The sequence below is a fragment of the Sphingomonas radicis genome, assembly GCF_051400635.1.
Lineage (GTDB): Bacteria > Pseudomonadota > Alphaproteobacteria > Sphingomonadales > Sphingomonadaceae > Sphingomonas.
In genome coordinates, this window is record NZ_JBLFFG010000001.1 from 834,324 (window position 1) to 858,796 (window position 24,473).

Below are 24,473 nucleotides of genomic sequence, written 5' to 3' on the forward strand. Positions count from 1 at the left end.
CCAGGCAGGGGGATCCACCCGTGAGCATCGTCGTCCGCACCCTTTCCGACCACGTCTTCGAAATAGTCCGCGAGCGGATCGTATCCGGCGCGCTGCGCCACGACATGCCGATCCGGCAGGATGCGCTGGCGGCCGAGCTCGGCATCAGCAAGATACCCCTCCGCGAAGCGCTGGCGCGCCTCGAGCAGGAAGGCCTGCTGTCGAGCCAGGCGAACCGCGGCTATACCGTCCGGCCGATGTCGGCGGAACAGGCGGAGGAGATCTACGCGCTGCGCCTCTCGATCGAGCCCGCCGCGGCCGCCCGTGCGGCCATGGTCGCGGACGAGCGGGCACGTGCCGATGCGATCGCGGCGTTTCACGCGCTCGACGAAGCAGCCTCGACCAACCTTCCCGAAGTCGCCGTGCGCAATCGCGAGTTCCACACCGCGTTGGTGCGCCCCGGCAAACGACTGCTCACTACCGAGCTGGTCGAGCGGCTCTCCATCCTGGCGGAACGCTATGTCATCGCGCATCTCGAGCCCGCCGGCCGCGACGCGCGCGCGCATGTCGAGCATCGCGAGCTGATCGATGCCTGGATGGCGCGCGACGCTGCGCGCGTGAAAACGCTGCTGCACGATCACATCGAAGGAACGCTCAAGGACCTGCAGGCCCAGTTCGCGGCCGGCGGGGACTGATCGGCCACGTGCGCGCGGCCGATCGAACATGACGAAGGGGAAAGCATGTCGATCATGGGACCGCGCAAGATGCTTGGGGCCGAGGCGCCCGACGGCCGGACGCTGGCCAAGACGCTCAGCTGGCCGCACCTGATAGCACTGGGCGTCGGTGCGATCGTCGGTACCGGAATCTACACGCTCACCGGGGTCGGCGCCGAGCGGGCGGGCCCCGCGGTCATCCTCGCCTTCGCCATCGCCGGGCTGGTCTGCGCCTGCGCCGCGCTCTGCTATGCCGAGCTCGCCACGATGATCCCGGCGGCGGGCAGCGCCTATACTTTCAGCTACACCGCCTTGGGTGAGACGATCGCCTGGGTGGTCGGCTGGTCGCTGATCCTCGAATATTCGCTCGCCTGCTCCACCGTGGCGGTGGGCTGGTCCGGCTATCTGGTCGGCTGGATTCAGGCGGCGGGTGTGACACTTCCGCCCGCGCTGCTGGTCGGCCCCCACGACGGGGGCCTCATCAACTTGCCCGCGGTGCTGGTGGCGCTCGGCGTAATGGGCATGCTCGTGGCCGGCACGCGCGAGAGCGCGACGCTCAACATCATCCTGGTGATCATCAAGCTCGCTGCGCTGTCGTTGTTCGTGCTGTTCGCGCTTCCCGCCTTCGATGCCGGCAACCTCCAGCCGTTCATGCCCTATGGCTTCGGCAGCGCCGAGATCGACGGGGTGCAGCGCGGCGTGATGGCGGCCGCGGCGATCGTCTTCTTTGCCTTCTACGGCTTCGATGCGGTCGCCACCTCGGCGGAGGAAGCGAAGAATCCGGGTCGCGATCTCACCATCGGGATCATCGGCTCGATGCTGGTCTGCACGGTGATCTACATCGCCGTCGCCATCGCCGCGATCGGCGCCATTCCCTATCTCCAGCTCGGCAACTCGCCCGAACCGCTCGCGCTCGTGCTGCGCACGCTCGGCCAGCCTACGGCCGCGCATCTGATCGCGCTCGCGGCCGTGATCGCGCTTCCGTCGGTGATTCTCGTAATGATGTACGGCCAAAGCCGGATCTTCTTCGTCATGGCACGCGACGGCCTGCTGCCGCGCAGGCTCGCCACCGTCAGCGCACGCACCGGCGCCCCGACGCGGATCACCATTCTCACTGGCCTTTCGATCGCAGGCGTCGCCGGCTTCTTCCGCCTCGACGAGATCGCAGAGCTAGCCAATGCCGGCACGCTGGTCGCGTTCGTCTCGGTCGGGCTGTGCCTGATGGTCCTGCGGCGAACCGCGCCCGACGCCGTGCGCCTGTTCCGCTGCCCGGCACCTTATGTGGTCGGCACCGGCGCGATCCTCGGGTGTCTGTACCTGCTGTTCAGCCTTCCGAGCACGACCCTGGTGCGGTTCGCCGCCTGGAACCTGATCGGTCTCCTGGTCTATTTGCTGTTCAGCCGCCGCACGAGCCGCGCGCGCCAGCTGGCGCAGGCCGGCGTGCCCGCGACGGTGCCGCAGCCTTAGGCCGTAGGTCGGGCGCGGCATTCGGACAGCAGATCCCCGGACGCTCACCAGCGCCAGGGGGATCGTGCATGAGCATATATGGCCAAAGAAAATCCCGAGATTGCCGCCGAAAAGGCGGGGAGGGACAGTTCGCAAGTATCCATCGCTTCCTTTTTGAGCGCGCGGAGCTCGCCTCAAGGAGCGGGCGTCATGATACATGGGTTGCAGCCGTCGCGTTCTACAATCGTCGATTATCTTGCGATAAATCGAAAGGGGATAAACGGACAATTGTAAAATAGTGTAAAATCTAGAATAAACATTAACAGCGTCATGCCTTTTTGCACTATACTGGTGACGTGGGAGTATTACATCATCCTGCGTCCAGCGCTGCTGTAGACTATGGATTACTCGGGTCGTCATCGGTTCGGAGTGGCATCACTCACGATCGTTCACTTCTCGACCTTGCCCGGCGAATGCAGGTGGCGCGTCAAAAGATCGCGATACTCTTCCCGAGAAATATCTTCCGGGATTCGGCCTGGGACATGGTGCTTGAACTGTTTGTCGCAGGTCAGGAAAAACGAGCCGTTTGCATCAAGGAGTTGATCCTAATCTCCGGTGAAACGTCGACTAGTGCCCTCCGACGTATCGATCGTCTCGAAACTGCCGAGTTGCTCCGCCGCGCCCATGATTCAGGAGATCACCGGCGTGTGGTAGTGACCTTGACCGCGAAGGGAGAGGGCGCGATGAGTGCGATGCTCCAGAGCCTATTCTTCAGCGCCCCGCCGTCCGGGAAGATTGGCTAGGCCGGATGAAGCGCTACGGGGCACGAAAGTGTCCCGTAATGATCGGAGGCATCGCCTGTTGTCGGCCGAAGGGAGCTGCTAATCTTGCAGGATGCTCGCTGCTCTCCGCTTATGCTGCTTAGCCCTCATGGCAGGATCATTGGCGGCTGGTTGCAGCAGCCGGGAGGAAGTTGCTGTTGCGTCCGTTGGGCAGCTTCCGGATAGCGGCACCTTCTCGGTGGTATCGGCTGCGGACGAACCCCGCGCAGCTCTCGTAAAGCTGGTCGCCGATCGTGTAGCGCGCGCAGGGATGCAGGAGCGAGACGACGCCCATTACGTTCTCCAGGCTGCCTATGCGCAGCGGCCCGTTGCATCGGGGTTGTTCGTGCCGGATGCAAACTCCGACGCCTGGGCGCGCCCGCCTCGCCGCAGGGGAGGGAAGGGTGTTGCCCCGGTGCTGGTCGTGACGCTCAGCGAGAAGGGCAGCGGACGAGAAGTCTATCGTGGCACAGCCTCAGTTCGCGGTATCCGCAAGACTGAGAGCCGGGACGCGAAGCTCGTGGAAGCGTTGCTTGGCGGCCAGACGCAGCCCGTCCCTTGAGCTCTTGAGCCGATCAGGCGACGAGCGGCAGGCTTACCCGGAATATCGTGCCACGGCCAAGCGAGCTCTTGCAGCTGATCGAACCCGCGTGCCGGCGAACGACTACGTTCACGAACGTGAGGCCCAGGCCAGTACCTTTCCCCGACCCGTCGCTGCGATCGCCGATACGGTAGCGCTCGAAGAGCGCGCAGATCTGATCCGCGGCCATTCCCGGCCCGCTGTCGCTGATCTCGACGTGGACTTCGCGATCCCCTTCTGCCGATAGGCGGCACCTAACTACGCTGTCATGCGGGCTGAACTTGGCCGCGTTGTCGAACAGATTGAGCAGGGCACGGGTCAGGAGCGAGCGTTCTCCCTCGACGAGCCACTCCCGATCATGCCCCTCCAGGACCAGTTCCACGCGCTTTTCCGCAAGCCGCGGCCAGATCTCGTCGGCGGCTACGGCCAAGATGTCACTGAGATCGAGGGGTTCCAGGCGATAGGTCATCCGCTCGGCGCGCGCGAGCTGGACGAAGTCGTCGGCGAGCTTGAGCGTCCGGCGGGCGTAAGTACGCACCCGATCGGCGACCGACGCTGCGACCTGACCGGGTCCCGCCCCGTCGATCGCCGCAAGGATCGACGCCTGGGGCGTGCGCATGTCGTGGGAGAGAAACTGCATCAGCTCTTCGCGCTGTTGCCGGCCCTGCCATAGCTCGGTGACTTCGCTTAGCCGCAGAATCCACCCGAGTGGGGTATCCTGATCGCCCTGGCGCTCCGTCAGGCGCCCCTCGAACACCCGCTGATCGCGGCTCAGGAGCCAGCCTTGCCAGGGTTGAATGTCTGGCGGGCGAGGGAGGCCTCCCCGGTCCAGCGGCGCGCCGGTTTCCTCCTCGATCGGATCGAGCGCACCGAGCAACTCCATCAGGTCAGACGCTGTCTTGGACAATCCGAAACTCTCGAGCAGTGCAGCGCCCGCCCCGTTGGCGAGGAGAAGCTGCCCCTCGCGCGAAAGGATCAAAATGGCGTCGGGGATCTGGTGCAGGCTCTCGCCCACGAACTTGCGCATGTCACGCAGTCCGGTGATCGCGTCGTCGAGCAGGAGGAGTTGGCGCGTGATCGGGTCGGCGCCTCCAGGCGCTGGGCGGGCCCGCCCGAGCAGGTCCGGCTCTTGCCGCAAATCCTCGAGCCGGCGAAGCATATGGCCGCTTACCGCTGCCAGGCGGCGCCAGGCCCACAGCGGGTATACCAGGATGAGCAGGACAAGGGCCGGCACAGGGGAAATCCAGACGCGCAACTGCAGCAGCAGGAGAGCGGACGTGCCGGCCACCAGCACCCCGGCACCCGCCACCACCCAGGGCACTTGGCGAGCGGGCGCCACGCGCAATCCGATAAGCAGCATCCATAGCGGGACGATTGTCAGCAGCCCGGCCTCTGCAAGCGAGCCATTGGAGATCAGTCGCCCTCTCAGCACAGCGTCCAGGATATTGGCCTGAATCTCCAGCCCCGTCATCACGCCTTCGCCGTCGCCCCGAGCAGTGGGGTGGCGGTCGCCCAGCCCGGCTGCGGTCGCTCCGACAACCAGTAGCCGCCCCGCGAGCAGTTCCCGCGGGATCTCGCCGCGCAGTACGGCGGAGGCCGAGATCGAGGGAAAGGTGCCGGAGCCGCCGGCAAATGGAAGGAGCTTCGGCGTCGCGCTGTCGCTTGGCGCCCGCGCCGGCGCGGTTCCCGCCAGCGCAAGCATGAGATGCGGGATCGGGGCTTGCACGCTGCCCTCCACCAGCCTGATCCGCCGGAACATGCCGTCGACATCGGCGATCAAACTGACGTGCCCGATGCCGGTGGCCGCCCGCCTCACCGGCTCCATGGGTACAATCGTTTCGAAGAGCGCGCCATTGCGGCCGGGAGCACTGATCAGAAGCGGCAGGAATATCCGAGTGCTCGATACGGCTTTTGCGAGTGCTGCATCGGCCGCAGGCGTCGTCGGCTCGAGCAGGAGGACGTCATAGGCTGCGCCAGCAGGTTCCGCATCGGCAAGGGCAGCGACAAGCCGCGCCTGAAGGTCGCGGGGCCACGGCCAAGGGCCGAACTGCTCGAGACTGGCGTCGTCGATCGTCACCAGAAGGATGCGTGGGTCGGGAGAGCTTTCATCCGCACGCAGCATCAGATCATAGGTGAGCCGGTCGAGACGTGCAGTGGTTCCGTCGTAGACGATGGCCAAGCCTAGCAGAGTCGAGACGACGGCGAGAATCCACCATTCCGCGACCAGGCGGAGCGAGCGCCAGGCCCGCCTCATTCGTCAGCGGCAATAGTGAGCCGTTCCGTCGGAGACCATTTGGCGAAGACCTCCCCATCGACGAACTGGAGCGTCTGCACACGCCATTCATAGGTGCCGGGCGGAAGGTCGGTGATGACGAAGCGTTGCGTCGAGAGCCCTGGCTCGTCGACTAGCGAGGGCCCTTCCTGATCTGCCCGGCGTAGCTCGAAGCGATACTGGCGCTCGCCACTGCCTGCCACCTGCCAGCGGAACAGATACTCGTGATAACGACCGATCTGCCGTCGATCGAGCGCGACCATGATCCGGTTCAGCCTGCGCTGAAACGAGAAGGTTTCCGGCAAGCCCTCCAGTCCATTCGCATCAATGGCCGATACCCGGACGAACCATGTGCCATCGCTGATTCCCGGCATCTCGGCGACCGTGCCGGACACGGTGGTCTCGGAAAGCACATCCAGGAAACCGGCGTCGTAAGCAACCTGGACGCGATAGGCTTTGGCACCGGGCAGCGGTTCGAGCTCGAAGAACAGCTTCTCCTCGTCCTGTACCCGCCCTGGCCTGCGCAAAGCCGGGGGTGGCAGCAGCGCGACCGGATCGCTCGTGCCCTTGTCGCTGGAAAGCGCGCCGTAACCCTGGCGGAGCTCTTGCTCGGGAGTGACGGCCGTCCCCTCAACGCCTACGGTTCCCTCGAGCACCTCTGTGGTGCCGCGTAGGGCCGCCGTGTCATAGGTGACGCGGTATTCCGTCCCTCGGACCGCCGAAACCGAGACCGGCGTCGAGAAGCGGAAGTCACTTTTGTCTCTGTCAGTGATCGGGATGACCCGCGTGTGCGCTCGCCCGTTCACCAGTCCGAACAAGCGCTCGACGCTTCCATTCAGCGTGTAACGACGGAGCCGGTGAACGGCGACGCGACTTTGCGACGGCAGCGCGACCACGCTCTCGTCGGATAGACGGAGGGTCACGAAAGAATTGCCAGAGGTCGCCAGCGCATCTCCCTCTGTGACCTCTGCACCGAGCGATGCGGGCAGTTCCCGTCCCTGACGGATCAATCGAACGGCACCGCGGAACGCGATGATCCTTGCGGGAAGGCGCTCGAACCTGAGCAGTGGCTTCGGGAAGAGCAAAGGCTTGCCGACCGGCAGCCGGTAAGGGTCCGTGATTTTGTTGAGACGCTGGACGGCGCGGAAATCGGCCCTTCGGACCAGATATCGCTCCGCAAGCGTGTAGAGATTGTCGCCTTTTTTCGCGTGATAGACCACGGGATCGTCGCGAACCGGCGCGGCGGAGGTGAAATGGGCGGGAAGCAGCGCGATAAGAACAGCAATCCAGAACTTATGCAGCTGCATCGCCCCCGCCTATTCTATCGTCTCCAAGCGATAGCCATAGGCGTAGACCGGTACAAGCCGGAAGCCTCGGCTGGAGCGCAGCCCTAGCTTGGATCGGACCTTGGAGATGTGGGAGTCGAGTGTCCGCGTCTGGAGGTCGGGATTGCGTCCCCATAGCGCCTCAAAGAGATAGGAGCGGGACATGGTGCGATGCATGTTCCGGAACAGCATGAGCGCCAGCGCGAACTCCTTGGCGGTCAGTTGGACGGGCTCGCCTGCGACCGTCAGCGTCTCCGTCCGGCTGTCGAAGCGGTAATCGCCGAACTGCTCGACCCGCCCTTGCGGGGGCTCCGGATAGGCGCGCCGACGAATGGCTTCGATACGTGCGGTCAGGACCGCGGGCTGGACGGGTTTCACGACGAAGTCGTCGGCGCCGGCCTGAAGCGCCATTACCACATCCTCTTCGGTGGTTCGGCTCGTCAGCATCAGGATCGGCGGGGCTTTGGTGAGATTTTCCTTCACCCAACGGATCACCGAGAGGCCGGACACATCCGGTATGTTCCAGTCGAGCAAGAGAAGGTCGAGCGTCTCGTGAGTCAGAAGATTGATCATCTTCTGGCCACTGTGGAAAACGAAGCAGCTGTATCCAGCTTTGGCGAGCGTCTGCGCTAGGTAGGTAGCGAGTTCCGGCTCATCCTCGAGAATCCCGATCCGCATCTTATCCGTTCGCCATTGCGATAACGTCACGACTCTAGCAGTCCTCCTCGCGCTTGCTGACCCCGGCCCCCGTCGAATTCACATTGCTTTACAATTGACCGCGGTTTTCCATCGATTGGCGACATGCGGAAGGAGGTGATTGTAAACTAAAGTAAAATCCAAAATCGCGGCCTTTCCTTCCTGCGGCGAACCGTGCACTCACGTCGATGTTCCGTTTCGGCGGAGCCACACGGGGGTAATCGTGACCAATATCATTGTAGACGCGCTCGTCTCGAGCCACGCATTTCTGCGTCGTCTTTTCGTCGTCCTCGCGCTGTGCGCGGCTGCGCCTGCATTTGCTGCAGATCTGCAGGTGTCGACGTATACGTGGGCGCCGGATCCGGTACCTAACGGCGCCACGACGCAGTTCTCCGTTCGCGTGACCAACAATGGTCCCGGAAGCGTTGGCGACGCGGTGGTCACGATCGCAGTGTCGAGCCGCTTCCGCGTCGATCCAGGGAATTTCCCGAGCTATTGCGCAGTCAGCGGTGCGACAGGATCGCAGACGCTGACCTGCAATCTGCCCAATCTTGCGCAGGGCGACTTCAACTTCAATTATACCGCCACGGCCATCGCAATAGGGTCCGCCAACACCGTCGCGACCATCTCGAGCGCGATTGCTGGTGACGCCAACGCAGCGAACAACAGCCTTACAGTTACGCCCGCAGTCCAGATCGGCGCCAACCTCCGCACGACCAAGAGCGACAATCTGCCCGGCGGCACGATCGTGGCTGGTGGCGTGATCAACTACTCGCTGAACGTTTTCAATGATGGTCCGGATGCGACCAACGCCATCCGGGTCACGGACAATCTGCCTCCCGCCACCGACCTCGTCTATCAGGCGGCATCGGGTACCAACTGGTCCTGCTCACAGAGTGGGGTTCAGGTCGTCTGCAACTACACCGGGGCGGCGGTAATTGGCGCGCTACCGCCTGTGACCGTGACCGGTCGCGTGGTCGCGCCCACCGCGGGCACGATCACCAACAATGCCTTCGCCTCACTGACGAGTGCGCTGGTGCTTGACCCTAACGGGGCGAACAACGCTGCACCGCCCGTCGTTACTCAAATCCAGCCCGGGAGCGACCTTCGGGCGACCAAGACCATGACCCAGCAGAATCTGGTGGGTTCGAACAGCACGATTACCATCGGCATCATCAACGACGGTCCGCGCAGTATCAGCGGGGCCACGATCAGCGACACGATCGGCAGCTATTTCACCATCGGCTCGCCGCTTCCCTCCGGCTGTTCGGTCGCAGGACAGACCGTGACCTGCAGCGGCGGCACGCTCACGGCGGGACAATCGCGCAACTTCGCGATTCCAGTGACCGCCACGACGCTGACCCCAGGGACCGGCACTCAGACCAACACAGCCACGATCGCGCTGCCGGCGGGCGGTGCCGATCCGGTTCTCGCGAACAACAGCGCAAGCCAGACCTATCGCGTGGTTCCGGTGTTCGCCGACTTGCGTCTCCAGAGCAAGACGAAGAGCCCGAACCCGGTCGCGGCCAATGGGCTCGTCACCAGCAACATCACCGTGCGCAACTATGGGCCGTCGGTGCTGAGCTACAATCCGGCCGCCCCGCTTCGCGTCACGGACCAGGTCTCGGCCGACGAAACCTATGAAGCCGTGGATGCGGCAACACCAGGATGGAGCTGCAGCCAGGCAGCGTTGCTCATCACCTGCCAGACCACGGGCACCGGCACGCTCGCAGTGAATGCCGACATCGCGCTACGCCTGCTGACGCGCGCGAGCGCGACCGCCAACGCGAACATCGTCAATACCGCCTGCACAGGCTCGACCGCAGGTTCCGCGGCGAGTCCGCTCGATCCGACCAGCGCTGACAATCCGACCGAGCAGAACGACTGCAGCGGCGGCGTGGGCGTACGTGCGACGACTACCGAGACGGATCTGGCGATCGAGAAATATGTGTCGCTGAACCCCGCGGGCCCGTGGACGGCGTCGTCGGCGCTGACTGTCCCCGCGAGCGCTAACGACGTCTATATCCGGATCGTTGCCCGCAACGTCGGCACCGCCAGTGCGACAGCGGTCGTCACGGACAATATCGCGCGTCTCAATGAGACTGGCTTCGTAACGCCGGTTGCCCTGATCGACGACGGAAACGGCAGCTACGCCTATAATGCGGGGCAGGGCCGCGTCACCTGGACTCTCGACGACATGGCGCCCGGCGCCACCGAGGAACTGGTCTTCCGCATCAGCCGGCCGGTGAACAGCGGAACGGTGAACAACACCGCCACGATCAGCTCGCCGAATGCGATTGACGTCAACAACGCGAACAACAGCGCGACGGCGAGCTATGCGATTACGCCGCTCGCCGACATCTCGGTAACCGGCAAGTCGATCTCTCCCAACCCGGCGCGAGTCGGGGTGCTTTCCACCTACACGATCTCGGTTCGCAACCTGGGCGCCAATCCGGCCCAGGCGGTGACGCTAACCGACACCATCGATCCGGATCGCTTCGAGCTGGTCGGTTCCCCCGCAACGACAAAGCCCTCACCCGCTTCGTGCAGCAGCAACACCACCACCGGCGTGGTCACGTGCAGCCTCGGCACATTCAGCCGCACCGAGAACTTCCAGATCACGCAAGCGGTGCGACCGCGTTTCCCGTTCGGCGGCGCGACTACGGGCTTCCCGATCTCGCATACCAACACGGCATCGGTGACTACCACCACCGAAGAGAGCGACAGCGCCAACAACCACCTCAACAACAGCTTCTCGGTGACCCACAGCGTCTCTGCGCCCGACTATGATCTGGCGATCACCAAGCTCGAGCCGGGGCCAGAATATGATCCGCGGCGCTTCGGCGAGGAGCTGGTTTACGATATTCGAGTAACCAACTTCGGCCCCTCGCGGGCGACCAACGTGTTGGTAACCGACACGCCGCAGCCGCCGGCCGGCTATGGCATGGCGCTTGCCGGATTCAGCGTGAACCCGGCCGACGTGCCCGCCAATTTCACGCGCTACACTCCGCCCGCTCCCAACTGTGTGACCGTCGCTGCGGTCGTGCAGTGCCGGCTCCACGGTTCCGACAGCGCCGCCAATTACCTCGATGAGCAACGCGAAGTCGTATTCCGCCTGCGCTTCACGCCCACTGGCCCAGCGCCCGCCGGCAATCTGACCTTCACCAACTCCGCGAACATTGTCGCGCTCGAGCAGGACAATACTACCGTCAACCAAGCCGACGCCGAGCTCGCCAACAATACGGCTACCCAGCAGACGACGGTCATTCCCTCGGTCGATCTCGAGGTAGTCTCCAAATCGCGCGTCACGGCCAGCCCGGCCTCGATCGGCCAGCCGATCGACTACGACATCGTGATCCGCAACAACGGTATCTCGCCGATTGCCCAGGTCCGTGTCACCGACACGCTGCCGAGCGGCTTCACGCTCGTCGGAACGCCGAGCCTGGTATCGAGCGAAGGTGCGGCTTCTGTCGGCAACATCGCCTGCACCGGCACCCAGACCGTCGTCTGCATCATCGACGGAAGCTTCCCGCCGAGCGGCGATCGCGTCACTATCCGCATCTCCGCGCGTGCGACCGATCCCTATGCAGGGCCGTTCGACTCGGATCGCACCAACACCGCGAGCATCGCGCCCGGACTGGATTCCGGCGGCCAGCCGTTGGCGCGCGACCCGGTCGACGCGAACAACAGCAAGACGGCGGTGGCGCAGATCGCCCAGTCGTCGATCGCGGGTACCGTGTTCGCGGACGACAATCTCAACAACAGCGTCCAGCCAGGCGAGGGGATCGGTTCGGTCACCGTCACGCTGACCGGCACTGACAATTTCGGCAATGCCGTCACCCGTAGCGTGCAGACCACCGCGACCGGCAGCTTCCTGTTCGATCGTCTGCCCGCGGGCACCTACACGCTCATTGAAACCCAGCCCGGCAGCTACCTCGACTTCAACGAGACTGCCGGCGCCGCGGGCGGCACCGTCAACAATGCGGGGGTCGGCAGCGGCGCGACCTTCAACACGATCGGGGCGATCACGCTCCCGCTCGATACCGACGCTACGGGCTACCTCTTCCAAGAGATCCGTGCAGGCTCGATCGAGGGCACCGTCTTCAAGGACGCCAACAATAATGGCGTGATCGACGCGGGCGAGCAGGGCGTACCGGCGGGCGAATTCCCTTCGACGCCACAGATCCGTCTCACCGGCACCGATTACGCCGGCCAGCCGGTCAACCTTACCACCATCGTCGATGGCGCGGGCCGCTACAGCTTCACCAACCTCGCGCCATCGGACGCCGCCGGCTATACGGTGACCCAGCTAGTCCAGCCGACGGGCCTCTCCGACGGCATCGACAGCAATGGCACGGGCGTAACCGTAGCGAACTCGGCCGGCCGTACCGCGCCTGAGGACATTCGCGCCGGCGTCCTTGCGCCGGCAGCGGCACTGACCAATCGCGATTTCGGCGAGATTCCGAGCTCGACGCTGTCGGGACGGATCTTCTTCGATCCGGATCAGGACGCCGTGCGGGATCCGACCGAGATCAGCTATCTGGCCGGCGCGCTCCTGCGCCTCACCGGCACCAACGACGTGGGTCAGACAGTCGACTGCTCGGTGACCACGACCGCGAGCGGCGAATATGGTTTCCCGCTCGATACCGATCCCAACCCGGCCTGCCGCGTGCTGCGTCCCGGCACCTATACGCTCACCGAAACGCCGCCGCCTGGCCTCACCCATACGGGTGCGTTCATCGGCACCGCCAGTGGCACTGCGGGCGGTACTTCGGGCGCGAACACGCCGGTTCCGGGCGCCGGCAACACGGTCGTCAGCAACATCGTGGTCGCCGCCGGCACCATCGCCTCGAACTACGACTTCGGGGCCACGGGCGAGGGCCTGGGAGGCTATGTCTATGTCGATCGCAACAACAATGGCGCGCGCGACAACGGGGAGCCCGGCATCGCAGGCGTGACCATCACGCTCTCGGGCCAGACTGCGGGCGGCCAGGATGTCTGCACGCTGATCGCGGATTGCACCGCGACTACCGACGTGACCGGCAACTATCTCTTCTCCAACGTTCCGGGTTCGTCGCCTGCTGGTTACACGCTGCGGGAACAGGCTCAGGCCAGCGCGCCGCTCAACGTCTTCGCGGACGGCCTTGATGCCGCGGGCGACGTCGCAGGCGACCCGCGCGGCGCCGCAGGAAACGATGTCATCACCGGCATTGTCCTCAATGCGGGCGACCTCGGCCTCAACAACGCTTTCGGCGAACGCGGCGGCTCGCTTTCGGGCGCTGCCTATGTCGACGGCAACGACGATGGTGTCCGTCAGCCCGGCGAAACCGTGCTGGCGGGAATCGAAGTCACGCTCTCCGGGACCACCGCGGGCGGGCAGGACATTTGCGTGCTGCGTGCCGCGCTTGATCCGGCAATGACTTGCACCACCACGACAGCTGCGGACGGCAGCTATCGCTTCGATGCATTGCCCGGGGGCAACTACACGCTCACCGAGGCCCAGCCTTCGCTTTATGCCGACGGCCGCGAATCGGCAGGCACGCCCGCAGGCTCCGTCGACAACGGCAGCTTCGGCGCCGCTCCCGCCACCAATCGCATCGTCGCGATTCCGCTCGGCAATGGGCAGGACGGCACGGGCTACGACTTCGGCGAGCGTGCGATCACCATCTCCGGCCGCGTCTATCTCGATCCCGAACGCGACGGCGTCGACGACAACGAACAGGGAATTCCCGGCGTCACCATCACGCTTCGCCGTCAGGATGGCAGCGTGGCGGGAACGGCTACAACCGTTCCCGATGGCAGCTATCGCTTCGAGAACCTGCCTGCCGGGACCTACACCGTCGAGGAAACTCAGCCGGGCGGCTATGGCTCCTCCACGCCGAACAGCCAGTCGATCAACGTCACCGCCGGGCAAAATCAGGAAATCGACTTCGGCGAGACCGACTCGTCCCTGGCAGGCTCGGTCTTCGTCGACAGCAACAATGACGGCATCCGCCAGCCCGGCGAGCGCGGTATCGAAGGCGTTACCGTGCGTCTCACCGGCACCGATGGTGCAGGCGTCACGGTCGACCGGACGCTGACGACGGATGCAAGCGGCAACTACCGCTTCGAGAACGTGCTTGGCGGCACTTATGCAGTCGCGGAGACGCAGCCCGCCGGTTTCGGCGACGGCAGCGAGACCGCCGGCACATCGGGCGGAACCGTCGGCGCCGACGCGATCACGGCGATTGCGCTCGCGCCGGGCCTCGACGCGACCGACTATGTCTTCGGCGAGCTCGGCCAAGGCCAGGGCGGCGTCGTTTACGTCGACCTCAACGAGAATGGCGTTCAGGATCCCGGCGAGCCGGGCATAGCCGGCGTCACCGTCGAGCTGCGGAAGCCGGATGGCAGCATCGTTGCGACCACCACTACCGATCCCGACGGTGGCTATGCTTTCGCCGATGTCGAGGCGGGCGAGTATCTGATCGTCGAGACTCAGCCCGGCGGCTACGGCAATGCGCCGGAGAACCCGAGCAACCGCGTGCCGCTGACCGTGGGCGTGGGACGGCCGGTCACGCCGATCAACTTCGGCGAGACGGTGGGATCGATCGCGGGCGGCGTCTACAACGACAGCAACGACAACGGCGTTCGCGACCCGAACGAGCCGGTCATCGTCGGAGTCACGGTGACGCTCACCGGTGCCGATGCGCATGGTCAGCCGGTCACGCGCACCGCAGTCACCGGGCAGGACGGCAACTACGTCTTCACCGGCGTCCCAGGCGGCACCTATCAGATCGTCGAGACCCAGCCCGAAGGTTATGACGACGGCAAGGACAGCCCCGGCACTGCCGGCGGCTCGGCGGCTGGCGACACCATCTCGGCCATCACGCTCGGCGCGAACGAGGACGCCACGGGCTATCTGTTCGGCGAGCGCGGCGCAGGTGCCCGCATTGCAGGCACGGTGTGGTTCGATCGCGATCACGACCGTGCGCGCGACAGCGGCGAGGATGTGAAGGCGGACTGGACAGTCGAGCTGCTGCTCAATGGCCAGCTGGCCGCGACCACCACCACCCGTGCCGATGGCACCTATGCCTTCACCGGCATCGCGCCCGGCACCGGCTATCAGGTCCGTTTCCGCAACCCGGCGAACAATGCAGTCTTCGGAAGTGCGCGCACCAACGAGACGGGCGCCAACATCACCGAAGGCGTGATCTCGCCGGCCAACCCGGGCGGCGCGCGCACCGAGGGGGGCGTTCTTTCGGGCCTCACCTTGAAGCCGGGTCAGGAAGTGGCACAGCAGTCGCTGCCGCTCGATCCAGCGGGGGTGGTCTATGACTCGGTGCGCCGCGTCGTGGTGCCGGGCGCGATCGTCGCGATCGCCGGGCCGGCGGGCTTCGATCCTGCGCTGCACCTGCTCGGCGGTACGTCAAACGTGTCGCAGGTCGTGGGCGGCGACGGTATGTACCAGTTCCTGCTGTTGGCGGGCGCTCCGGCAGGCACCTATTCGCTTGCGGTCACGCCGCCCAACGGCAGCTACAATCCGGTCCAGCCTTCAACGATCATCCCGCCGTGCGCAGGACCGCTGACGGTCGGCGCGGCTCCGGATCCGATGCTGGTATCCGCCCATAATGGAGCACCGCCCGCCAGCGCGCTTCGCGGCTGCGCCCCGGGGGGCGACACGACGGCCTACTTCCTGAGCTTCGTGCTGACTCCAGGCGTGTCGGCGAACGTCCTCAGCAACAACATTCCGATCGACCCGATCCTCGAGGGCGCGATCGAGGTGACGAAGACGACGCCGATGGTGAATGTGACGCGCGGCGGCTTGGTCCCCTACACGGTGACGGCGCGCAACACGCTCGCCGGCGGGCTGACCGGCATCACCGTCACCGACCGCGTCCCTGCCGGCTTCCGGTATCGCGAGGGCAGCGCCACGGTGAACGGCGTCCCCACCGAGCCTGTCCAGGCGGGTCGTCTCCTGTCCTGGCCGGGGCAGAATTTCGCCGCGGCCGAAGAGAAGACGATCAAGCTGATCCTCGTGGTCGGCGCAGGTGTCGGCGAGGGCGAGCACGTCAACCAGGCCTATGCGGTCAATCCGCTGGTCGGCACGGTGGTCTCGAACGTCGCCGACGCGACGGTCAGGATCATGCCCGATCCGGACTTCGACTGCACCGATATCCTGGGCAAGGCCTTCGACGACGTGAACATGAACGGCGTCCAGGATCAGGGCGAGCGGGGCATCCCCGGCGTCCGCCTGGCCTCGGCGCGCGGCCTGCTCGTCACGACCGATGCGCAGGGACGCTACCACATCACCTGCCCGATGATCCCGAACGAAGACCGTGGCTCGAACTTCATATTGAAGCTCGACCAGCGGACGCTGCCGACGGGTTACCGCATGACCACGGTCAACCCCGAGACGGTGCGTCTGACGCGCGGCAAGTTCGCCACGCTGAACTTCGGCGCCGCCCTCGGCCGGGTTGTCCGGGTCGATGTTAATGCCACCGCCTTCACGGGCGAGCAGGTCGGTCAAGCCTTCCTCGGAGAGGTCGACAAGCTTGTTGCCAGGCTGGCGGAGCGGCCTTCGATCCTTCGCATCGCTTATGGCGCGAGCGGCGAAGAGAAGGACCTCGTCCGTCGCCGGATCGCGGCGCTGCGCGACGCAATCGAAGAGAGATGGGAGCAGAGAAGGGATCGATACCGGCTGGTGATCGAGGAGGAGACCACCACTCCCGCTGCCCTTGCGCAGGGAGACGTGAAATGAAGCTGTTCCCGATCAAGGCTGTGGCCCTGCTGTCACTCGGCATCTCGACCATGGCGCTCGGCACGGCGCTCCAGGCCCAGGATTATAAGCCGGCTCAGGAGCCAGAAGGGCATTGCGGCAGCGAGGCCCGCCCGTGCGGACCGCGGCACGACGACAGCTCGATCGAGACGCGGGGACTCGCCCCGAACCTGGAGCAGGGCCCGGCCTCCGGTGCTTTCCGGGTGAGCGTTGACGGTCAGGCTGAGACGCCAACCAGCGCGGACGCCCAGCGCGCGACCGATGTCGCGCTCGGCAGCGACGCGATCGACGTCAAAGTGACCGCGCTGGACGGCAAGCCCGCGCTCAGCGTCGTGCCGGCGGTCCCGGCAGTGGCGCCGGGGCAGCCGCTCGCGTTTCATCTCTTCACCAACTATGCGGCGTTCATCCGCAAGGCCGAGCTCCGCATCTTCGGCCCCGAGGACTCGATCGAGGGCACGCCACTTGCAATCGTGAACGTGACGCTTGGCGAGTCGGCGATGTGGACGCCGGGCGACGATCAGCGCCAACATCGGGTAGTGCTGCGGGTCTATGACGCTGGCGGCCGCTACGACGAGACGGCGCCCCAGTCGTTTCTTGTCACTTCCGCGCCCAAGGAGCGCGAACCTGACACGCGCAACGGGCCGTTGTTCGAGAACCAGCGGACCACCGCCAACATCGCAGTAACTGGCCCCGAAGTGACGGTCGCCGGCACCGTGAAGGAGCCGGGGAGTCGAGTCAGCGCCTTCGGCATGCGTATCCCTGTGGATGCGACGGGCCGTTTCGTGTCTCAGCAGATCGTGTCTGGCAGCACGAAGGATATCGTCGTGCGGGTCGCGCCGGCAAGCGGTGAGGCGCGCGAGCACCGCCGGGCGTTCAACCTTCCCAAGGGTGATCATTTCCTCGTCGCGATCGCCGACCTCACTGCCGGCCACCGCAGCTTCGACGACGCCAAGCTCGAGCTCCAGGGCGATGCGGCCGATCCGCGCAAGGACTATATCGATGGCCGGATGGCCTTTTATTACAAAGGGCGCATCTCGCAGGATTGGCGGATAACCGCCTCGGCCGATACGGGCGAGCATCCGCTGCAGGACATCTTCGACAGTTTCCTCGAGAAGGATTCGCGCTCGCTGCTGCGCCGGCTCGATCCGGACCGGCATTATCCGGTCTATGGCGACGACAGCGTCACGGTCGAGGATGCCCCGACCTACGGTCGCTTCTATGTGCGCGCCGAGAGCGAGAATGCCGAGGCGATGTGGGGCAATTTCCATACCCAGCTCACCGGGTCCGAGCTCATCCGGTATCAGCGCGGCCTCTACGGGGCGCTCGCATCGTGGCGTAATTCGGAGAGTACGGCGGGCGGGGAACGGCGAACCGAGATCAGCGGCTTTGCTGCAGATCCCGGCACGATTGGCAGCCGCGAGGATTTCGCCTCCACGGGGGGCTCGGTCTATTATTTGCGCAACCAGGACCTGGCTCAAGGCTCGGAGCGTCTCTTCGTCGAAGTGCGTGACCGCGATTCCGGCATCGTGATCGAGCGGCGCGAACTCATCGCGGCGCGCGACTACGACATCAACTATATCCAGGGCCGCGTGCTGCTGCGCGAGGCGCTGCCGATCACCGCCGACAGCGATCTGTTCGTGCGCAACTCGTCGCTCGCCGGCAATCCGGTGTGGCTGGTCGCGACCTATGAATATTCGCCAGGCCTGACGCGTCCGGACGCGCTCACCCTCGGCGGTCGGGCGCAGCAGTGGATCGGCGATCACCTGCGCGTGGGCGCCACCGGCTATCATCAGGGCGAGGATCAGGCGTCGCAGGACCTCTACGGCGCCGACATGCTGCTGCGCTACAAGCCAGGGACGTATCTGCGGACCGAGTTCGCCCGGTCCAACGGGGCAGGCAACGGTGTCTCCTATTCATCGACGGGCGGCTATGACTTCACGCAGCTGACCACCGTCGCCCGCCAGTCCGACGCCTATCTTGTCGAGGGTGCGGCCGATCTCGACGAGATTGGAGTCGGCGCCGGCAGGATCTCCGCCTATTGGCGAAGCCGCGAGCAGGGCTATTCGGGGCCGGGCGAGCTGACCTTCGGCGAAGGTCTCGACCAGTTCGGCGGCGCGGCCGACATCGAGGTAGCGCCGGGGACCAAAATCCAGGCAAAGGCGGATCTCACCGACGGCACGGTCACCAACCGCCATGCCATTGAAGCGGGCGTCCGCCATGAGAAGGCGGACGGCTGGTTCGGCAGCGTCGGCGTCCGCTCGGAGAAGCAGGAAGGACAGGCGACGAACTATACGCCCTATCCGGCCGATCCCGGTTTCCAGGGAACGCGCACTGAGGTCGCCGCGAGCATCGGCTATCGTAGCACCCCGGCGCCGGAAACGCCGACACAGGACGATCAGGCGCAAAAGCGCCGCATTCCCTGGGCGCTCTCGCTGTTCGGCCAGAAGACCTTCGATCGCTCAGGCGGCCGCCGCGAGAACGACCGGATCGGCGTGGCGGGAGACGCGCAGATCACCGAACGGCTGAAGCTGGCTGCTGAGGTCTCCGACGGCGATCTGGGCTTCGGCGCCGACGCGCGGATCGACTATGCAATGGGCGAACGCGGTTCGATCTATCTCGGCTACGCGCTCGCCGCCGAGAACCCCGATGCCTTCACCAGCGGGAGGCTGGGCCGTCTCACTGCGGGCACTCGGCGGCGTTTCAGCAGCGCCGTCTCGGTGTTTGCCGAAGGCCGCTACGAGCATGGTTCGGGTCCAACTGGGCTCACCCAGGCTTATGGTGTCGATTTTACCCCAATCCCGGGTTGGACCTTCGGAGCGCGCTACGAGACGGGCTCGCTCGCAGACGCGCTCGGCCGCCGGATCGATCGCGAGGTGATTGGCGGCACCGTCGACTATGGCGGCGAGCGGCTGCGCTGGAGCAGCGCGCTCGAGTTCCGCCAGGACGGCAGCAACATCTACGGCGATCGCGAGACCTGGGCCACGCGCAACCAGGCGACCTTCCAGGCGACCGATGCGCTGCGCCTCTTCGCCAAGGCGAACCTCTCGGTATCCGAAGGAGATGCCTCGGGCGGTGCGCTCGATGCCGACTATTATGAGCTGGTTGCTGCGGCCGCGTTCCGGCCGGTCGACAACGACCGGCTGAACCTGCTCGCCAAATACACTTACCTCTATGACTTGCCCTCCCCGGGGCAGGTCGACCAGCTTGGCCTGAACATCGACTATGCCCAGCGCAGCCACATCGTGGCGGTCGACGGCACCTATCAGCTGACGCCGCGCTTCGCGCTTGGCGCCAAAGTCGCTCACCGGGTCGGTGAACTCCGGCTGTCGCGCGACGAGACCGCGCCGTGGTTCTCGAGCGCGGCGACCTTCTGGGCGGTGCGCGCCGACTATCGCGTGGTCGCGCGGTGGGATCTGCTGGCGGAGGTCCGGCAGCTCTCGATCCACGAGGCCGACGACAGCCGGCTGGGTGCGCTGGTCGGGGTCTACCGGCACCTCGGGAATCACGTGAAGGTCGGTGTGGGCTATAATTTTACCGATTATTCCGACGACCTCACCGATCTCAGCTACGACGAGCGCGGCTTCTTCGTGAACCTGATCGGCAAGTTTTGAGGCTCGGCCTGCGTGATCGAACATCTCCTCACGCTGCTGGTATTCATCCTGGGAGCCGAGAGCCTGATCCTGACCGCGCAATTGATCGAGGGGGAAGAGCGCAGGGCAGATGACCCTGCGCTCGGCGTTCCAATCGAACCAGAAGTATCTCATCCATGCCCAGCCGCCGTGTGGTATCGGCAATGGAGAACTCGTTTCCGTTCACCGCATCTTGCCCCCTCGGGAAGCATGGGCTGTCCCAGTTCATCAGCGGGTGAGAACCGGCAGGTTCGCCGTCTTGAGCATGTAGAGGCCGGGCAGGAATGCGTCGGCGAGTTCTCCCTCGTTGTAGAAAAGAGCCGTCTGGCCGCTTCGCACCGTCAGCTGGGCGCCGTTTTGGATCTCCCGATCCTTCATCGGATAGCGGACCGCCAACACGCCAGGCTCGTCGACCTGGTCGATGACGTCGACAAACTGCTTGGAGAGAAAGTCGAAAATGCCCATTTGACGCCCCCTTTGTCGGCCAGGATAGGATCAAATCGGCAGCCGCGAAAAGCCGGTAACTGCGCATCTTTGCTTCAGATTTGCGCAGCCCTGATCCGTTTTCAACGCAGATCGCATAAGGCAAGTTTTGTCGCCTCGGCTGCTTGTGGGCCGTTAGCGGAATGGCGGTTTTGAGAGCGCCGATGACTCTAACCGGCCCTTCGAGGCTCAGTGCAATCCAGATGTCGGATGCTGAGTTCTTGCCGACAGGCGGCATTCGGGCTGGGCGCACTCTCGACAACAAGTGAGGGAACCCACGACGATCTGGGAGTATCTGCATTGCCCGCATGATACGGCCACTCTGGACATGCCTTCTCCTGCATCGGAGTCTACCTCACCGGAAATACCGATAACACCCCCGCGATCAACAGCGGCAGGATCGAAGGTGCCACCTACGGAGCAGTAATCGGATATGTGCTGAACAACAGCGGCACGATCGGCGCGATCGGCTCCGGCACCGCGGTCGGGCTGTCGGACTACGGCGTATTGAACAACCTCGCCGGGGGAGTTGTCTCCGGCGGAGCTTATGCGGTGGCGGGCGCGGGCCCCGGTGGTATCTACAATGGCAAGGTTTTCAACGCCGGCACGATCAACGGTGACGTCAATTTCGTCGCGGGCGCGGGCAGCGGATACACCAGTGGAAATACCTTCGTTGCCGTCGCCGGCGGCATCCTGAACGGCAATCTGACGCTCGGCAACGGCGACACGCTAGTGACTGATCTCGTGGCCAGCGGCTCGGGTCAGTTCGCCGGCGTTAACGGCACGGTGACCACCCCGGCGGCCTGCTGCGCTACCGCGTGTCCGCCGACGCAAGCGCCGTGATCGGCGCGGTCGGGCCCGTTCGCCACCACCGGCTATGAACTGACTGGCGGCGCACGCCTCACGCTCACCGCCAGCGCGCCGCAGACGCTGCCGCTGGTGCTCGCCGGCGACGGCACCGTGGATCTGACGGCTGACATCGCCACGACCAACCGCGCGGCGCTGACGGTCACTGCTGCGGCCCTGGTCCCCGGCACTGGCCAGGGGAGCACGCAGGCGTTGACGATTGTGAACCGCGGCACCCTGTCGGGCACCATAACCGACTATTTCAGCAACGCGTTCGGCGTCGTCCAGCTCGGCATGAGCAATACGCTGCAGAATGAGGGAACGATTCGGGCCGCCTATACCGCGACCAATGGCGGGACGCCTTCAACGCGGCCGCATCACCAATCTCACCGGCGGCACAATCAGCGGCGGCAATGGGATCGCCATTCGCGCCGGGGGAGCCGTCGCCAATGCTGGCACGATCATCGGTGATGTCGATCTCAGCTCCCGCTACGGAAACGTCTATTATGCCAATGGCGGTAGGCCGCCTAAACCGATCAGCTTTTGGACCGATTGCTGAATGGGGCTTTGTGGCACCGAAGGCAGAGAGCGGATGTTCATGAGGCGGCGCAATGATCGGCTGCTTCCGGCCACTCCCACTTCATATCAACTTCGCACACACTTATGAACTTCTTTCCGACAGTATCAGTATGCCGTCTATCCCAGCCTCGGCCTGGAGGAATGCTCAGGCAAGTTCGGGCGAACACGGGGCATAGCACCCGAAGTCGTCTCGCGATCGCGATTATGGCGCTCGTACTGACTCGCCGACCGTACCTCAGTTGAGCGCCCTGAAGCGGATCGCGGTCCCGCCACCGGGCGCTAGGTCCAGCGTCAGCATATCGGCACCCGTAACCACCTGCCTGACAATCTCATGGCTGGTCGGGTTCGTCCGATAGTCGGCACCCGGCCCGTCGCGGTAGATCTGCGCTTCATAGCGCCTGCCCGGTGCCAGGAAGTCCAGCTTCTGCGTGAGCCTACGGGCATTCTCGTCGGTGACCGCGCCCAGGAACCAGTTCTTGCCGCCACGCGGCTGGCGGGCGACGACGACGTAGTCGCCTATCTCCGCGGCCAGCGTCCTCGAGACTTCCCAGTCCGTCGGCACGTCGCGGATGAACTGGAAAGCATCGAGCCGCGCCTCGTAATTCTCGGGCAGGTCGGCGGCCATGTGGATCGGACTGTAGAGCACCACGTACAGCGCAAGCTGCGTGGCGAGCGTCGATTGCACGCGCCGGCTCAGCGCCTCCTGCCCGTGCACCAGACCGAAGATGCCCGGCGTATAGTCCATCGGTCCTGCGAGCATCCGCGTGAAGGGCAGGATCGCGACATGCTCGGGCGGGTTGGTGGGGTTGCCCCAGGCGTTGAACTCCTGCCCGCGCGCGCCTTCGCGGCTGATCCAGTTGGGCCAGGTCCGGCGTAGCCCGGTGTCCTTCACCGGCTCGTGCGTGTTGATCGCGATCCGGTGCCGCGCGGCGGTCTCGACCACCTTCAGGTGGTGATCGACCATATATTGGCCCGCGAACCACTGGAGCCCGCCGTCGCGATCGACGATCGTCCCGCTGTGGCGGACATAGCCTGTCTTCACCGCGGAGACGCCGACGCTCTGGTAGAGCTTCATCGCCGCTTCGAGCTGGTTCTCGTAATTGACCACCGCGCCCGCGGTTTCGTGGTGCCCGATCAGCTTGACGCCCTTGGACCGGCCATAGGCGGTCAGGCCTGGAAGATCGAAATCGGGATAGGACCGGGTGAAGCTGAACTTGTCGCCATTGGCGACCCAGTCGCCGTCCCAGCCCTGGTTCCAGCCCTCCACCAGCACGCCGTCGAAACCGTATTTGGCGGCGAAGTCGATGTACTGCCGCACGTTGGCGGTGGTGGCGCCGTGCGCGCGGCCGCTGCCCCAGGTCGTCTTGTTGAGGTGCATCTCCCACCAGACGCCGACATATTTGCCCGGCTCAAACCAGCTTTTGATGTCGGGAAGCTTGCTCGGCGCATTGAGGTTGAGCTCGATCCGGCTGTCCGCGAGCGCCCCCGCGCTCTCGCCGATCAGCAGCGTGCGCCAGGGGGTGGTGAACGGTCCGGTCTTCTTCGCGAGCACGCCGTCGGGCCAAGGCATCAGCCAAGCGGTGAGCGTGCCGCTGCCGTTGCCCTGCAGCAGCATCGACGGGAAATCGACCAGCGCCGCCTCGTGGAATGAGAGATAAAGCCCATTCGCCCCCTTCATCGTCAGCGGCGTCTCGGCAAGCGTGATCCGCCGCGCGTCGGTCTGGGTGTAGAGATATTCGTCGCGCTCCTGGCCCAGCCCCTGGTACCACCAGGCCTGATAGGGGCCCGTCAGCGCGAACTGGGTGCGGTCGGCGGTCACCGCGACCGGCTGCCCCGCCGGGATCGCGCCATAGGCATAGCGAAAGCCCAGCCCGTCGTCGAAAACCCGGAAGATGACTTCGACTGTTTTGTTGAGTGCAGTGTCGCCGGTCAGCGTGACGGTCAGCTCGTTGTGGTTGTCGCGGACCAGCCTCTGCTCGCCCCAGGGCTGCTCCCATTGCGTGTCGACGCTCGCGCGCCGCGGATTGGAAAGCCCGGTGTAGCGCGCCGCCTGTTCTCCGGCGAAGCTCAGGCCCATCTCGGAAGGCGTGAGTACCGTCACCCCCTTGCGGCTGACTTCGTAGCGCGCCTTGCCGTCCGCCACCGATACGCAGACTTCGATCACCTTTGCCGGCGATTGCGCGCATTCGCGATCCGCGGCCTGCGCGCCAGCAGGAGCGCCGAGAAGTGCGAGCAGGGCAAGGGTGCGGAGCGTCATCGAAAACTCTCTGGCTCGAGGGATGTTGGCATCCGGAGGCGGAGGCGAAAGCCTCGGCTCACAGGAAAAAATGGCGTCGCCGACCAGCGCGG

The 24,473-nt window shown here is 65.0% G+C and carries 11 protein-coding genes; 6 read left to right on the plus strand and 5 right to left on the minus strand.

Going from position 1 to position 24,473, the window contains the following annotated elements; all coding sequences use genetic code 11:
- Positions 1-20: 20 nt before the first annotated feature.
- Positions 21-674: a GntR family transcriptional regulator gene (locus tag ACMGDH_RS03835; protein WP_436826587.1), complete on the plus strand. Its 654-nt coding sequence runs from the start codon at positions 21-23 to the stop codon at positions 672-674.
- 45 nt (positions 675-719) lie between these two features.
- Positions 720-2,159 carry an amino acid permease gene (locus tag ACMGDH_RS03840; RefSeq protein WP_436826588.1) on the plus strand — a complete coding sequence of 480 codons (1,440 nt, stop codon included), beginning with the start codon at positions 720-722 and terminating at the stop codon, positions 2,157-2,159.
- A 1,375-nt stretch (positions 2,160-3,534) separates the two neighbouring features.
- Here the strand turns inward: ACMGDH_RS03840 and ACMGDH_RS03850 are convergent.
- The 3 genes from ACMGDH_RS03850 to ACMGDH_RS03860 all read right to left on the minus strand — a co-directional run bounded on the left by ACMGDH_RS03850 (position 3,535) and on the right by ACMGDH_RS03860 (position 7,814).
- Positions 3,535-5,718 carry a CHASE2 domain-containing protein gene (locus ACMGDH_RS03850; protein ID WP_436826589.1) on the minus strand — a complete coding sequence of 728 codons (2,184 nt, stop codon included), beginning with the start codon at positions 5,716-5,718 and terminating at the stop codon, positions 3,535-3,537.
- Between the two features lie 71 nt (positions 5,719-5,789).
- On the minus strand, positions 5,790-7,118 hold the full coding sequence (locus ACMGDH_RS03855) for a FecR family protein (protein WP_436826590.1): 1,329 nt from the start codon (positions 7,116-7,118) through the stop codon (positions 5,790-5,792).
- 9 nt (positions 7,119-7,127) lie between these two features.
- Positions 7,128-7,814, minus strand: coding sequence for a response regulator transcription factor (locus tag ACMGDH_RS03860; protein WP_436826591.1), 687 nt, complete (start codon positions 7,812-7,814; stop codon positions 7,128-7,130).
- Between the two features lie 241 nt (positions 7,815-8,055).
- Between ACMGDH_RS03860 and ACMGDH_RS03865 the strand changes: the two genes are divergently transcribed.
- Together ACMGDH_RS03865 and ACMGDH_RS03870 are read left to right on the plus strand one after the other, a co-directional pair.
- Complete coding sequence (locus tag ACMGDH_RS03865) at positions 8,056-16,569, plus strand: SdrD B-like domain-containing protein (RefSeq protein WP_436826592.1); 8,514 nt, start codon at positions 8,056-8,058, stop codon at positions 16,567-16,569.
- Positions 16,566-20,198 carry a hypothetical protein gene (locus ACMGDH_RS03870; RefSeq protein WP_436826593.1) on the plus strand — a complete coding sequence of 1,211 codons (3,633 nt, stop codon included), beginning with the start codon at positions 16,566-16,568 and terminating at the stop codon, positions 20,196-20,198. Before ACMGDH_RS03865 ends, ACMGDH_RS03870 begins: the two co-directional genes overlap by 4 nt.
- 246 nt (positions 20,199-20,444) lie before the next feature.
- On the opposite strand, the gene ACMGDH_RS03875 is transcribed toward ACMGDH_RS03870, so the two are convergent.
- Entirely contained in the window at positions 20,445-20,681 is a 237-nt protein-coding gene (locus ACMGDH_RS03875; protein WP_436826594.1) for an SPFH domain-containing protein, read from the minus strand.
- Between the two features lie 453 nt (positions 20,682-21,134).
- On the opposite strand from ACMGDH_RS03875, the gene ACMGDH_RS03880 reads away from it, so the two are divergent.
- Positions 21,135-21,542, plus strand: coding sequence for a hypothetical protein (locus tag ACMGDH_RS03880; RefSeq protein ID WP_436826595.1), 408 nt, complete (start codon positions 21,135-21,137; stop codon positions 21,540-21,542).
- Positions 21,543-21,638: 96 nt separating this feature from the next.
- A complete protein-coding gene (locus ACMGDH_RS03885; protein ID WP_436826596.1) occupies positions 21,639-22,016 on the plus strand; it encodes a hypothetical protein in 378 nt (125 codons plus the stop codon).
- A 343-nt stretch (positions 22,017-22,359) separates the two neighbouring features.
- On the opposite strand, the gene ACMGDH_RS03890 is transcribed toward ACMGDH_RS03885, so the two are convergent.
- Positions 22,360-24,381, minus strand: a complete 2,022-nt coding sequence (locus ACMGDH_RS03890; RefSeq protein ID WP_436826597.1) for a glycoside hydrolase family 97 protein — start codon at positions 24,379-24,381, stop codon at positions 22,360-22,362.
- Between the last annotated feature and the right edge of the window lie 92 nt (positions 24,382-24,473).